This window comes from Actinosynnema sp. NPDC004786, assembly GCF_053601135.1.
In genome coordinates this window covers 1-13,616 of record NZ_JBSGBG010000002.1, presented here as the reverse complement: position 1 = coordinate 13,616, position 13,616 = coordinate 1, and the positions used below count along the sequence as shown (strand labels likewise).

The window sequence follows — 13,616 nt, the reverse complement described above, 5'->3', positions numbered from 1 at the left end:
CGGCGTGGTGCGACACCGGCGCGACGGCGGCGGGAGCGCTCCGGGATCGCACCCGGCGCGGTGGGGCGACCGCCGTGGCTCAACGGTCGGGCACCCGGTCCGCGGTGGGTGGCCTGGTCGACCTTCGGTCAGGGTCGGTCGACGCAGACAGTGTTCGGCCGGTCGCGGTGAGCTGTCAACGATTCTCGTAACCTTGCGAAAACGTTGCGGGGAGGTTGCGGGAACCGCTCCGGGAGTCGGCGGGCGGGCGTCGGCCGCGGTCCCGCGCCCGAGCGGGGCGGAAGTGCTCCGGAAACCGTCCGATGTGGACGAGAGGTGCCGTGGGGCGGGTCAGCCGACCCGGCGCACGGACGCGGTGTCGGTCAGGGCCAACACCGCGTGGGCCGCCGACGCGAGGGTGACGTGCCGGTGCCAGCCCGCGAAGGACCGGCCGATGAAGTCGCGCACGCCCACCGGGTCGGCGAACCGGGCGAAGTCGTGGTCGACCCGGTCGGCGAGCCGGGCCAGGTGCGCGAGCGTCGCCACGTCGACGTCCGGCCGGTTGGACAACCACAGCGCGGCGGGCCAGGACCGCGACGCCGGCCCGACGCCCAGCAGCACCAGGTCCACCGGACGGCCGACCGCGTCGGCGATGCGCACCGGCACGGTCGCGGCCAGCAGCGGCAGCCGGCTCGCGACCGGCTTCCGCGCCACCCGTGCCGCGGTCATGATGTGGTGCGCGGGCCGCGGCTCGGCGCTGCGCCGCGACGCCGTGGGGTCGACCGGCCGCAGGAGCTGGCCGCCGCCGATGCGGACGAGCAGCGGCGTGCGCGGGTGCAGGCGGGCGACGACCGTTGCGACGTCGATCCTGGGCACCTCCACCACCACGGGCAGGTCGGGGAAGTCGGCCCGGGCCGCGGTGGCGAGGAACGCCTCGATGACGCACTCGGTCTCGGGTTCGGCGCGCACGCCGTCGGGTAACGCCGGCCTGCTGCGGCTGCCGACCTCCCGTAACCACGACTGGGACAGGTGCAGCCGCCAGTCGACCGGCACGGCCAGCTCGTCCGACGCCGCCCAGACGCCCATGGCCTGCTGGGCGTTGAGCGTCTGGCCCCGGTCGGGGCAGAACCGCCTGCCCACGCCGACCGAGTGCTTGCCCGTCTTTGGTATCACCATGGGCCGCACCACCCACGCCTCGGGCGCGACCGCGCCCCGGACGTACCCGCCCAGGGCGCGGCGGACCGGCTTCCAGTCCCACGTCGAGTCGTTGATGAAGTGGTGCAGGTACTGCTCGGTGGCCTGACCACCGACGGCGTGAGCGATGTTGCGGATGGACTTGCGCCCGTTCGCCCGGAGCAGGCCGCGCAGGTACTCGCCGCCCTTGCGCCGCTGGTCCTGTCGGGCGAAGGAGGCGAACAGCGTGGTGCTGAGGTCGGCGACGACCAGCTCGCGCGGGCTGTCCGCGGTGATCTGGGCTATGGCGTTGCCTCCGGCGGGCATTGTGCCTCTTTTCGTCACGTGACGTCAGTGTCGTATTCCAACCTGGCTCGGAACGCCGGGACTGCCTAGGTACGGGGAGCACCTACCTGCCGGGTCCGCAGGTGTGCGGACGCTCCCCCCGCGGCGAGCGGCCGGCGGCCGTTCCGGGTGCCGTGGAATCGGGTGTGCTCCAGCCACACCTCCGTTCAGCCCAGCGGGTTGTCCCGGGCGAAGGTCGCTCACCGGGAAAGGCGCAGGTCACCGCGTCGGCGACGGCGTGCCGCGGCGACCCCGACCAGCGGCCGGCGCGCCGTGCCGCGCCGGCGAAGCCGAAGGGCCCTCGCCACCGCGGGCGGGTTCGCCGCCCGGCCCGCGACCTGACGGATGCGGCGTCGATTCTTTGCCCGCCGTCGCGCCGCGCCCCCACGATCACGGTGTCGACGAAGTGGTGTTCAGCCCTGAACTGAGCCGTACGACCGCGCGGCTTCCGCTTGCGCTCGTGCCGAGTCCCTTCGTGATTGGAGAGTCCGTGAACATCGCCGGGCGCGTTCGTCCGACCGGGGTTGCCCTGCAGCAACCCGACTGGGACGACCGCGAGTCCGTGAACCGGGTCCGGGACACGTTGGCCGCCCGGCCGGGCCTCGTCGCCGCGGCCGAGGTGGCACTGCTGCGCTCCGCGCTGTCGGCGGTGGCCGCGGGCCGCGCGCAGGTCGTGCAGGCGGGTGACTGCGCCGAGGACTTCGCCGAGTGCGAGGCGGGCTACGTCGCGCGCAAGGTCGGCCTCCTCGACGTGTTGGCGGGCACGATGAGGATGGCCACGCACCGGCCGGTGGTCCGCATCGGCCGCATCGGCGGCCAGTTCGCCAAACCCAGGTCGAGCCCCACCGAAGAGGTCAACGGCGTGGTGCTGCCCGCGTTCCGGGGCCACATGGTCAACCGGCCCGACCCCGACGCGGAGCGCCGCAGACCCGATCCCGAGCGGATGCTGATGGGGTACGACGCGGCCGCGACCGTCAGCGCGCTGCTCGGTTGGGGCGGCGCGGCGCGCCGGCTGGTCGACCCTCCCGTGTGGACCAGCCACGAGGCGCTGCTGCTCGACTACGAGATGCCGTTGCTGCGGCAGGACGAGCGCACCGGGGCGACGTTCCTGGCGTCCACGCACCTGCCGTGGATCGGCGACCGCACCCGCCAGGTCGACGGCGCGCACGTCGAGCTGCTGGCCGGGGTCGCCAACCCGGTCGGCTGCAAGGTCGGCCCGTCCACGACCGCCGACGAGCTGCTGGCGCTGGCCGAACGCCTGGACCCGCGCCGCGAGCCCGGCAGGCTGGTCCTGATCGCCCGCATGGGCGCCGGCCTGGTCACCGAGCGGCTGCCCCGGCTGGTGGCCGCCGTGCGCACGGCCGGCCACCCGGTGGTCTGGCTGTGCGACCCCATGCACGGCAACACCACGCGCACCGACGAGGGCCTCAAGACCCGCTACCTCACGACCGTCGTCGCCGAGATCGAGCTGTTCCAGCGGGTGCTGCGCGCCGAAGGCGGCGTCGCCGGCGGCCTGCACCTGGAGACCACGCCCGACGACGTCACCGAGTGCGTCGTGGACGAGTCCGAGGACCGCCACGTCGGCGACAAGTACACGAGCTACTGCGACCCCCGGCTCAACCCGGAGCAGGCGATTACCGCCGTGGCGGCGTGGACCGGCTGACCGCGCCGGCCACCGCGACCCCACCGTTCGGACCCGGGCACGGCGACACAGCGCCCGGGGCGCGATCGTCAAAGGAGCGACACATGACCGGTATCCCCCCGATCGCCACCTACCCGTTGCCGACGGCGGGCGACCTGCCCCCCAACACCGCGACGTGGACGGTGGACCCGACGCGGGCGGTGGTGCTGATCCACGACATGCAGCGCTACTTCGTCCGGCCGTTCCCCCGACCCGTGCGCGACCGCGTCGTGGCCAACATCGCGGCGGTGCGCGCGGCGTGCGCCGACCGCGGCGCCAAGGTGGCCTACACCGCGCAGCCCGGCGGCATGAGCGAGCGGGACCGCGGTCTGCTCAAGGACTTCTGGGGACCCGGCATGCGGGTCGACCCCGAGGACCGCCGCATCGTCGACGAACTCGCGCCCGCCGACGAGGACCGGGTGTTCACCAAGTGGCGCTACAGCGCGTTCTTCCGCTCCGACCTGCTGGAGTGGATGCGCGCGGACGGCCGCGACCAACTGGTCGTGTGCGGCGTGTACGCGCACGTGGGCGTGCTCGGCACGGCGCTGGACGCCTACGCCAACGACATCCGCGCGTTCCTGGTCGCCGACGCCATCGGCGACTTCACCGAGCAGCACCACCGCATGGCGGTCGACTACGCGGCCCGGTGCTGCGCCGTGGTCGCCACCACCGACACCGTCCTGGACCAGGTCCGGGCGGCGCACGAGCAGAAGGCGGCGCTGTGACGGGCAACGGTGACCTGCTGGACCGGATCCTCGCCGCGCCGCACCGCCCGTTCGCGCTGCTGCACCGCGCCGAGGCGGGACAGGGCCGGGTGGACGTGCTGGTCGGCGAGGTGTCGACGCCCGACACGCTGGCGGGCATCGCGCTGCCGGACGGCCCGGTGGCGCACGACCGGCACGACGTGCTGGCGATCGTGCCCTACCGGCAGATCGGCGAACGCGGCTACGCCCACCGCGACGACGGCGAGCCGCTGATCGCGCTCACCGTCGCCGACCAGGACGCGCTGCCGCTGGACGACCTGCTGCGCAGGCTGCCCGACGTGCCGCTGGAGCTGGACCGGGGCCGGTTCGAGCCGGACGACGAGACCTACGCCGGGATCGTCCGCCGGATCGTGTCCGACGAGATCGGCCGGGGCGAGGGCGCGAACTTCGTCATCCGCCGCACGTTCGTCGCCGACGCCGCGGGCTTCTCGCCGGTGTCCGGGCTGTCGTTGTTCCGCAGGCTGCTGCGCGACGAGACCGGCGCGTACTGGACGTTCGTCGTGCACACCGGCGACCGCACGTTCGTCGGCGCGACACCGGAACGGCACATCAGCGTCACCGGCGGCACGGCCGTGATGAACCCCATCAGCGGCACCTACCGCTACCCGCCGTCGGGGCCCTCGCTGGACGGCGCGCTGGAGTTCCTGGCCGACAACAAGGAATCCGACGAGCTGTACATGGTCCTGGACGAGGAACTGAAGATGATGGGCCGCGTCTGCGAGGGCGGCGGCATCGTCCACGGGCCGTACCTGCGCGAGATGGCCAGGCTGGCGCACACCGAGTACTTCATCACCGGCCGCACCGAACGAGACCCGCGCGAGATCCTGCGCGAGACGATGTTCGCGCCCACGGTCACCGGCAGCCCGCTGGAGAGCGCGTGCAAGGTGATCGGCCGCCACGAGCCCGACGGCCGCGGCTACTACAGCGGCGTCATGGGCCTGATCGGCCGCGAGGCGGGCGGGCGGCGGTCCCTGGACTCGTCCATCCTCATCCGCACGGCCGTCGTGGACGCCGGGGGAGAGCTCCGCATCGGGGTCGGCGCGACGCTGGTGCGGCATTCCGACCCGGTCGCGGAGGCCGCCGAGACCAGGGCCAAGGCCGCGGGGCTGCTGGCCGCGCTCGGCTCGTCCGGCGGAACCGGGCGGGCCGACCGGGTCGGCCTGGCCGAGCACCCCGACGTCCGGGCGGCGCTGCGCTCGCGCAACACCGACATCGCCGGGTTCTGGTTCGCCGCCGACGACTCCCGCGACGCGCCGCACCCCGACCTGGTCGGCCGGCGGGTGCTGATCGTGGACGCGGAGGACACGTTCACCTCGATGCTGGCGCACCAGCTGCGCGCGCTCGGGCCGGAGGTCGTCATCCGCCGCTTCGACGAGTCCTACGACCTGGACGGGCACGACCTGGTCCTGATGGGGCCCGGACCCGGCGACCCCCGCGACCGGCACCACCCGAAGATCGCCCACCTGAGGTCCGCGGTGGGCACGCTGCTGGCGCGCCGGCTGCCGTTCCTGGCGGTGTGCCTGAGCCACCAGGTGCTCAGCGCCGAGCTGGGGCTGCCGCTGGTCCGCCGCGAGGTGCCGAACCAGGGCATCCAGCTGCCCGTCGACCTGTTCGGCACGGTCCGGCGCGTGGGCTTCTACAACACCTTCGCGGCCCGCAGCGCGGAGGAGGTGCTGCACCACCCGCGGGTCGGCGCGGTCGAGATCAGCCGCGACCCGGTCACGCACCAGGTGCACGCCCTGCGCGGGCCGCACTTCGCGTCCATCCAGTTCCACGCGGAGTCGGTGCTGACCCAGCACGGCCCGGCGATCCTCGGCGACCTGTTCGCCGGTCTGGTCGCCGGCCTGCCCGTGGGGAGCCGTGCGAGGTGACCCACGACCGCGGGGCAGGAGGGCTGGCGGACACGGCCACGCTGGCCGGGTCGCGGGGAGCCGTGCGACTCGACCGGTCGGGCGGTCCGGCGGACGCCGCCGCACCGGCGTGCGCACGGGGAGCGGCGTGGCGGACCCGGCCGCCGGAACCGGTCTCGCCGGGCTGTTCGAGGGCAGCCGCACGCCGTGACAGGCCGGGCGGTCCGGCGGAGACCGGCGACGAGCGGGGAGCGCCATGAACCACCACCGACGATTCCGCCGGTTGCTGGCGGCGACGGCGCTGGCCGCCGCGGCGGGCCTGACCGCCGGGTGCGTCTACGTCGGCGAGGCGTCCGGCCCCGGGCCGGCCACCCGGCCGTCCTCCGGGGCTCAGCCGCTCAAGGTCGCCGTCTTCAACAACTACCCGCCCGCCGAGTACGTGGAGAACGGCGAGCTGACCGGGTGGATGATCGAGATGCTCGACCCGCTCGCGCGGGAGACCGGGCTGACGTTCGAGATCGTGCAGGTCACCAACTTCAGCACGCTCATCCCCGGCCTGCAGAGCGGCCGGTTCGACGCGGCGGCGGCGAACCTCACCGTGTCGGCGGAGCGCACCGAGATCATCGACATGGTCACCGTCGACGCCGTCGGCACCGGCTTCTCCACCGCCAACGGCAGCGGCATCGAGGTCCGGTCCGCGCTCGACCTGTGCGGCCGCGACGTCGGCATCCTCTCCGGCTCGGTGTTCGAGCCGCAGCTCCGCGCGATCAGCGACGAGTGCACGGCCGCCGGCGCGCCACCGGCCCGCGCGCACCTCTACCCGGACAGCAGCTCCGCGGTCCTGGCCGTGGGCAACCAGCGGGTGAACGTGTTCATGGGCTCCTACTCCGAGGTCGTGCACTCGGCCAACCAGTCCGGCCGGCTGACCGTGCAGCCCTACCAGTTCGCCAAGCTGCCGGAGGCGATCGGGTTCCCCAAGGGCTCGCCGCACACCCGCGCCGTCCTGGACGCGGTCAACAAGCTGATCGCCTCCGGCGAGTACGAGGCGCTGCTGGCGAAGTGGAAGGTGCCGGGCATCGCGATCACCGAGTCCCGGCTCAACCCCGAGGTCCCCTGACCACCACGTCCCCGACCACCGCCGCCCCTTACCACCGGCGTCCCCTGACCACCGGCGTCCCCGACGGAGAACCCATGTCGCGCAGGCACACCCCACGGGCCGAGGACGACCCGACCCCGGTCGGCGCCGGGCGGCGCGTCCGCGCCCCGGTGCACGTCGGCTGGTGGATCGTCACCGCCGTCGTCGGCCTGACGCTGCTCAACATCGTCGGCGCGATGGCGCAGAGCCCCAACATGGACTGGGGCGTGGTGTGGGACTACTTCCTGTCCACCGACGTGCTCGCCGGGCTGCTGCGCACCCTCGAACTGACGGTCATCGCGATGGTCTTCGGCATCGCCGGCGGCGTGCTGCTCGCGGTCATGCAGCTGTCGCCCGTGCCGGCGGTGGTGTGGTTCAGCAAGACCTACGTCTGGTTCTTCCGCGGCACGCCGCTGCTCGTGCAGATCCTGTTCTGGTACAACCTGGCGGCGCTCGTCCCGTCGATCGGGCTGAGGGTGCCGTTCGGCCCGGTCCTCTTCCAGGTCGACACCAACGACCTGATCACGCCGTTCCTCGCGGCGATCGTGGCGCTCGGGCTCAACGAGGCCGCCTACATGGCCGAGGTGGTCCGCGGCGGCCTGCTCGCGGTCGACCACGGCCAGCACGAGGCGGCGCGGGCGCTGGGCATGAGGCACGGGCAGACGCTGCGGCGGGTCGTCATCCCGCAGGCGCTGCGGGTCATCGTGCCGCCGACGGGCAACCAGGTGATCAGCATGCTGAAGGCGTCGGCGCTGGTCAGCGTCACCTCGACGCCCGAGCTGCTGTACTCCGTGCAGATCATCTACAACACCACGTTCGAGACGATCCCGCTGCTGGTCGTGGCGAGCATCTGGTATTTGATCGTCACCAGCGTCCTGCACGTGGTCCAGCGGTACGTGGAGCGGCGCAGCGCACGAGGGGAGCACCGCCCGTCCGCCGCGCCGCCCGCCCGGTCGCGCGTGCGCCTGCGACCGCCCTTCACCCGCCGCACGCCGTCCGAGTAGGAGGAGCACCGTGCCCCAGACCGTCCTGCGCATCCGCGACGTGCACAAGAGCTTCGGCCGCACCGAGGTGCTGCGCGGCATCGACCTCGACGTGGCCGCGGGCGAGGTGGTGTGCCTGCTCGGGCCGTCCGGCTCGGGCAAGAGCACCCTGCTGCGCACGATCAACCACCTCGAACCCCTCGACCGCGGCGCGGTGTACCTCGACGGCGAGCTGATCGGGTACCGGGAGTCCCGGGGACAGCTCGTGGAGCTGTCGGACCGGCGGCTGTCCCGGCAGCGGGCCCGGTTGGGGATGGTGTTCCAGTCCTTCAACCTGTTCCCGCACATGACCGTGCTCCAGAACGTCGTCGAGGCCCCGATCCGGGTCAAGGGCGAGGACCCCGCCGCGGCCCGGTCCCGCGCCCTCGACCTGCTCGACCTGGTCGGGCTCGCGGACCGGGCCGCGGCCTACCCGCGCCGGCTGTCCGGCGGCCAGCAGCAGCGCGTCGCCATCGCGCGGGCGCTGGCCATGAACCCGGCGGTGATGCTGTTCGACGAGCCGACCTCCGCGCTGGACCCGGAGCTGGTGGGCGAGGTGCTCGACGTGATGAGACGGCTCGCGTCCGAGGGCATGACCATGCTCGTGGTCACCCACGAGATCGGGTTCGCCCGCGACGTCGCCGACCGCGTCGTGTTCATGGACCGCGGCGTCGTGGTGGAGGAGGGACCCGCCCGGGAAGTCCTCGACCACCCGCGCCACCAGCGCACGCAGAGCTTCCTCGCCCATGTCCGGTGACCGCTCCGCCGGCCGCTCAGCGGCCCTCGACCGCGCCGGCCCCGGGTCGCGCGCCGACCAGCTCGCGGACCCGCAGCAACCGCAGCGCGAGCTGGATCTCCAACGCCCGCGCCGGTTGCTGCCAGTCCGGGCCGAGCAGCTCCTTGATCCGGTCCAGCCGCCGGGTGACCGTGTTCGTGTGCACGTGCAGGCGTTCGGCGGCGTAGGTCGGGCTCGCGCCCGCGTCGAAGTACGCCTGGAGCGTGGGCACCAGGTCGGTGAAGCGCTCCCGGTCGTACTCCAGGACCGGCCCCAGGACGTCCTCGACGATGCCCGCGACATCGTCGTCACCGGACATCAGCGCGCCCACGAACCCCAGCTCGCGCATGGACGCCGCGCCGCCGCTGACCCCGAGCGCCACCACCGCCCCCAGGCACCGCACGGCCTCGCGGTACCCCTCCCGGATCGACTCGGCCCCGGTCAGCGGCCCGGCCGCGCCGACCGAGAGCGGACGGCCCAGCGCGGCCGCCACCGCCGACGACACGTCCCGCGCGACGATGCCCGCGTCGCTGCCGGGCAGGAGCATGATGAGGTGGCCGTCGAGGGTGCTGCGCAACCCGCCCATGCGCCGCGCGTACATCGCCGCCCACGCGTTGGCCCGGCACTGCACGCCGCTCTCCGGTCTCGCGACCACCATCAGGTACGGCTTGGTCAGGTCCAAGCCGATCCGCCGCGCCCGTTCGGTGAGGTGGCGCGGCACCCGCTGGTCGTCGCTGAGCGCGTCGTGCAGCAGCCGGTCGCGCGCCTCGTCGTCCGCCCCGGCCGCCCCGTCGCCCCGCCGGATGAACAGGACCGCGACCTGGGAGACCAGGCGCAGCTGGGCGCGCCCGGCGGCGGGCAGGTCGCCGGGCGCGGACAGCACCAGCGAGCCGACGTAGTCCTTGCCGATGCACAGCGGGGCCACCCACTTGCCGTCCCTCGACTCGGCGTCCTGGCTGGTCATGGTCGCGGCCATGGCCACCTGGATCGTGTCGTCGCCGTCGTCGGGCCCCGCGCCCGCGGTGACCAGCACGTCGCCGGACGCGGTGTAGGCGGTCACCCGCCCGCCGAACGCGTCGGCCGCGGTGGCCGCGAGGGTGTTCAGGTCGCCGCCGGTGAGCAGCATGTCCACCAGCGCCGTCTGCAGGTGGTGGTACTCGTGGAACTTCTCCGCGCTGGTGGAGACCTGTGACAGCCGCCGCTCCAGCTCGGCGGCCCGCGCCTCGGCCTCCAGGCGCAGCCTGGTGGTCTGGAGGTGGATGCTCGCCAGGATGCCCAGCGACACCAGCAGCGACCGCTCGTCGGCGGTGAAGTGGTGCACCTTCCGGCTGGCCACGTACAGCCGTCCGCCGGAGGTGTGGGCGTGGGGGTCGCCGTGGCTGAGCGGGACCGCGATCAACGCGTGCAGCCCCTCGGCGCGGACCATCTTCTCGAACGCCGGCGACAGCGTGACCCGCTCGTCGGTCCGCACGTCGTGGGAGGCGAACGGGGCGGCGTCGGTGCGGCCCGCGGCGGTGATGTGGTCGTCGGCGGGCAGCAGCAGGCCCACGCTCAGCTCGGAGGTGTGCCCGTCGGCGGCGAGCACCCGCACCTGGTCGTTCTCGCCGTCCGGCAGGGCGACGAAGGCCATGTCCATGCTCAGCAGGTGCCGGGCGCGGCGGGCGATGGCGTGCAGCAGGGCGTCCACCGAGTCGTAGGGGATCGCGAGGTCCCGGGTGGCGTCGATGAGGGCGGTGAGCCCCGCCTCGCGGGTGCGGCCGCGCTGGATCTGGGCGTGCACCCGCAGCGCCTGCCACACCGACGCTTTCACGTCGGTGTCCGCCATGCCCGAGATCCCCGACCTGCGCATGTCGTCCAGGAAGTTCGCGAACGCGTCGACCGGCGCGCCGGTGGCGAGCAATTCGAGTAACTCCTCAATGCCGCCGGCCGCCGTCCGCTGCGAAGGCACGAAGGTTTCCATTCCCAGAACACCCCCAGTGTGTGCGGCGCGATCACTCGATCGCACCAGGAATTTCGTTCGGCAATCACGCTCTGTGAACGGCCCCGGCAAGCCTTCCCAGTGTATCCAGTGGATGAAAGAGATGCCGATCACGATCCGCGAGTGGGCGGAGGCGCGCTCCGCCCACTCGCGTTGAAATACTTCCCTCCGGGATCAACCGAATGGCGGCTCGGTCAGACCTTCTTGCGCAGCCCTTGGGCGAGCAGCGTCACGACCGCGAAGCCCAGGATCAACCAGATGCCGGGGTAGAGGTCGCCGAGTTGGACCGCCGGCACGATCACCGCGGTGACGAGCGCGAGACCGAACGCGCCACCGACCTGGAGCGAGCTGTTGATCATGCCCGCGGCCAGGCCCTGGTCCTCGTCGCGCACGCCGTTGGTGCCCGCGACCATGAGCGCGGCGAGGCTGAGCGCGAAGCCGATGCCCCAGATGACCGACACCGGGACGAGCACGGTCCACAGCTCCGGCTCCGGGCCGATGCGCAGCATCAGCAGGTAGCAGGGGATGAACGACACCAGGCCGACCATGAGGACCTTGTTGACGCCGAACCGGTCCATCAGGTAGCCGAGCTTCGGCCCGATGATGACGACCATCAGACCCGCGGGCAGCAGCACGAACGACATGTGCCACGGCTCCCAGCCGTTCATGTTCTGCAGGTACAGCGCCAGCACGAACTGGAACGCCATCGCGCCGCCGTACAGCAGGAACGAGCTGACGTTCGCGGCCACCAGGTTGTGGTTGCGGAACAGGTCGAGCCGGATCAGCGGCTCCCGGACCTTGCGCTCGATCATCACGAACGCGATCAGCAGCAGCGCGGCCACGACGAACCCGCCGATCGTGCGCGCCGAGCCCCAGCCGACCTCCGGCGCCGTGACCACCGTGAACACCAGCAGCAACATGCCGAGCAGCAGCGTCAGCGCGCCGCCGACGTCCAGGCGCGCGGACTCGGTGCGCGGCGGGTCCGGCGGCAGGAAGCGCAGCGCGCCGATCAGCAGCAGCACCGCCACCACGGACGGCAGGACGAACGTGGTCCGCCAGTTGATCGCGGCCAGCAGACCGCCGACCAGCAGGCCGGAGGAGTACCCGGACGCCTCGAAGACGTTGAAGACGCCGAACGCCTTGTTGCGCTGCGGGCCCTCCGGGAACGTCGTGGCCAGCAGCGACATGGCGGCCGGCGCGGTGAAGCCCGCGGCCACGCCCTTGACGAACCGGGTCACGATGATCAGGAAGGCGTCGTCGGCGAACGCGCCCAGCAACGAGATGGCGGCGAACACCGCCATGCCGATGACAAAGACCCGTTTGCGGCCGAACAAGTCCGCGCACCGGCCACCCAGCAGCAAAAATGCGCCGAACGCGAGGATGTACGCGCCGGGCACCCACTGCGCGGTCGCGGCGCTCACCCCGAATGCCGCCTGGATTTCGGGGATGGCGACCGCGATCATCGAGTTTTCCAACCCGTCGAGCATGATCGCACCGCTGAAGATGAACAGCAGGATCCACTGCCGCCCGCTCCAGCGCACGGGACCGGCGCCGGGATCCGGACCGGCGATGCTTTCGCTTTCCCGCTTCCCCTCGTTCGGGGTCAAGCCGGTGGACATTTACTACCGCCCTTCGGGTATCACTGCTCGGGCCCGGCGAGCGCCGCGGCCCGGCACAACTGTTGGTTCGGGATTGCGAAATCAGTGCCGGTCGAACGGTTGTTCGACCACGTCGGCGGTCCGCCCGGTCCGCGGAGCGGCGCCGGTGGCGTCGGCGGCCGGTCGGCTGATCGCCCGGACGGCCGGCTGTCGCGGTGCTGGTCGTGGACGTGCGCCCGGGAGGCCCCAGGGTCTTCGAGTTCCCGGTAGCCTGGGCTGCGTACTACCAGCGTCTGCGATAGTTGCACACGCCTTATTTTGCACGGTGCTGATAATGGCGTACGCAACTAGGTGTTGCAAGTTGCAAGGAGGGGTGTCCCCGTGGAGATCGCTGACGATGCCGTCGAGACCCGTGCGCAGGGCTGGCGGACACTGGCGGCGCTGCACGCGCGCATCGAGGATGCGCTGGAACGAGCGCTGCAACGGGAGCACGACCTCTCCGTCAGCGAGTACAGCCTGCTCGACGTGCTGTCCAGGCAGAGCGCGTTCGCCGGGTGCTACCTGCGGATGACGCAGCTCGCCCGCGCCGTGGTGCTCAGCCAGTCGGCGACCACCCGCCTGGTGACCCGGCTCGAACGGCGCGGCCTGCTCCAGCGCTACCTGTGCGAGGACGACCGGCGGGGCATCTACACCGAGGTCACCGAGGCGGGCCGGACGGCGTTGGAGTCCGCGCGGTCCACGCACGACGACACGCTCGCCCAGGCGCTGAAGGAGGCCGCGGAGCTGCCGGAACTGGCGCCGCTGGTCGACGCCCTGGCGACGCTGCCGTTCGTCCCCGCGTTCCCGGTGTCCCGCTAGCGGGCGAACCGCACGGGTCCGCCGACCGGCGGACCGCGCACCACCACCGCCGTCGCGGCCTCGCGCCGTCGGCGGATCCTCGCCGGCGCACGCCCCCGTGCCGGCTCCGACGGGATGGTCCGGGGCCGTCGTGGCCGCAACCGGACTCTCCCGCTCCACCGCTCGAACCGACCGCTCCGGGTCGGCCCCTCCCGCGCCGTCCGCGCCTGCGGCGTTCACGCCCGCGCGTGTCGCGCCGCCCCGTCCGCGCCGCTCGTGCCGCTTCCTCCGCGCCTGCGCGCCGCTCGTGCCGCCACTGCGCGCGCCGCGCCGCCTCGTCCGCGCTGAGTCGCGCCGCCCCGTCCGCGCCTGCGCCGCTCGTGCCGCCGCCGCTCGTGCCGCCGCCGCTCGTGCCGCCGCCGCTCGTGCCGCCGCCGCTCGTGCCGCCGCCGCTCGTGCCGCCGCTCGTGTCGCCGCCG

Annotated in this window: 10 protein-coding genes; 7 read left to right on the top strand and 3 right to left on the bottom strand. The window is 72.9% G+C overall.

Features of this window, described 5'->3' with window-relative positions; genetic code table 11:
• Positions 1-330: 330 nt before the first annotated feature.
• Positions 331-1,479: an IS701 family transposase gene (locus ACWEFJ_RS02345; RefSeq protein ID WP_378082975.1), complete on the bottom strand. Its 1,149-nt coding sequence runs from the start codon at positions 1,477-1,479 to the stop codon at positions 331-333.
• A gap of 508 nt (positions 1,480-1,987) precedes the next feature.
• Here ACWEFJ_RS02345 and ACWEFJ_RS02340 point away from each other — a divergent pair.
• The 6 genes from ACWEFJ_RS02340 (at position 1,988) to ACWEFJ_RS02315 (ending at position 8,706) form a co-directional block, all read left to right on the top strand.
• Complete coding sequence (locus ACWEFJ_RS02340; protein ID WP_378094941.1) at positions 1,988-3,160, top strand: 3-deoxy-7-phosphoheptulonate synthase; 1,173 nt, start codon at positions 1,988-1,990, stop codon at positions 3,158-3,160.
• Between the two features lie 83 nt (positions 3,161-3,243).
• A complete protein-coding gene (locus ACWEFJ_RS02335) occupies positions 3,244-3,903 on the top strand; it encodes an isochorismatase family protein (protein ID WP_378094943.1) in 660 nt (219 codons plus the stop codon).
• Positions 3,900-5,813: an anthranilate synthase family protein gene (locus tag ACWEFJ_RS02330; RefSeq protein ID WP_449712652.1), complete on the top strand. Its 1,914-nt coding sequence runs from the start codon at positions 3,900-3,902 to the stop codon at positions 5,811-5,813. Before ACWEFJ_RS02335 ends, ACWEFJ_RS02330 begins: the two co-directional genes overlap by 4 nt.
• A gap of 235 nt (positions 5,814-6,048) precedes the next feature.
• Entirely contained in the window at positions 6,049-6,909 is an 861-nt protein-coding gene (locus tag ACWEFJ_RS02325; RefSeq protein WP_378094947.1) for an ABC transporter substrate-binding protein, read from the top strand.
• 74 nt (positions 6,910-6,983) lie between these two features.
• The gene (locus ACWEFJ_RS02320; protein WP_449712651.1) at positions 6,984-7,931 is read left to right on the top strand and encodes an amino acid ABC transporter permease; all 948 of its coding nucleotides are present in this window, start codon (positions 6,984-6,986) and stop codon (positions 7,929-7,931) included.
• Positions 7,932-7,941: 10 nt separating this feature from the next.
• Complete coding sequence (locus ACWEFJ_RS02315; RefSeq protein WP_449712650.1) at positions 7,942-8,706, top strand: amino acid ABC transporter ATP-binding protein; 765 nt, start codon at positions 7,942-7,944, stop codon at positions 8,704-8,706.
• A gap of 16 nt (positions 8,707-8,722) precedes the next feature.
• Here the strand turns inward: ACWEFJ_RS02315 and ACWEFJ_RS02310 are convergent, their stop codons facing one another.
• Positions 8,723-10,672, bottom strand: coding sequence for a helix-turn-helix domain-containing protein (locus ACWEFJ_RS02310; protein WP_449712649.1), 1,950 nt, complete (start codon positions 10,670-10,672; stop codon positions 8,723-8,725).
• 224 nt (positions 10,673-10,896) lie between these two features.
• On the bottom strand, positions 10,897-12,321 hold the full coding sequence (locus ACWEFJ_RS02305) for an MFS transporter (RefSeq protein WP_449712648.1): 1,425 nt from the start codon (positions 12,319-12,321) through the stop codon (positions 10,897-10,899).
• A gap of 360 nt (positions 12,322-12,681) precedes the next feature.
• Between ACWEFJ_RS02305 and ACWEFJ_RS02300 the strand changes: the two genes are divergently transcribed.
• The gene (locus ACWEFJ_RS02300) at positions 12,682-13,158 is read left to right on the top strand and encodes a MarR family winged helix-turn-helix transcriptional regulator (RefSeq protein ID WP_378094959.1); all 477 of its coding nucleotides are present in this window, start codon (positions 12,682-12,684) and stop codon (positions 13,156-13,158) included.
• Positions 13,159-13,616 lie beyond the last annotated feature (458 nt).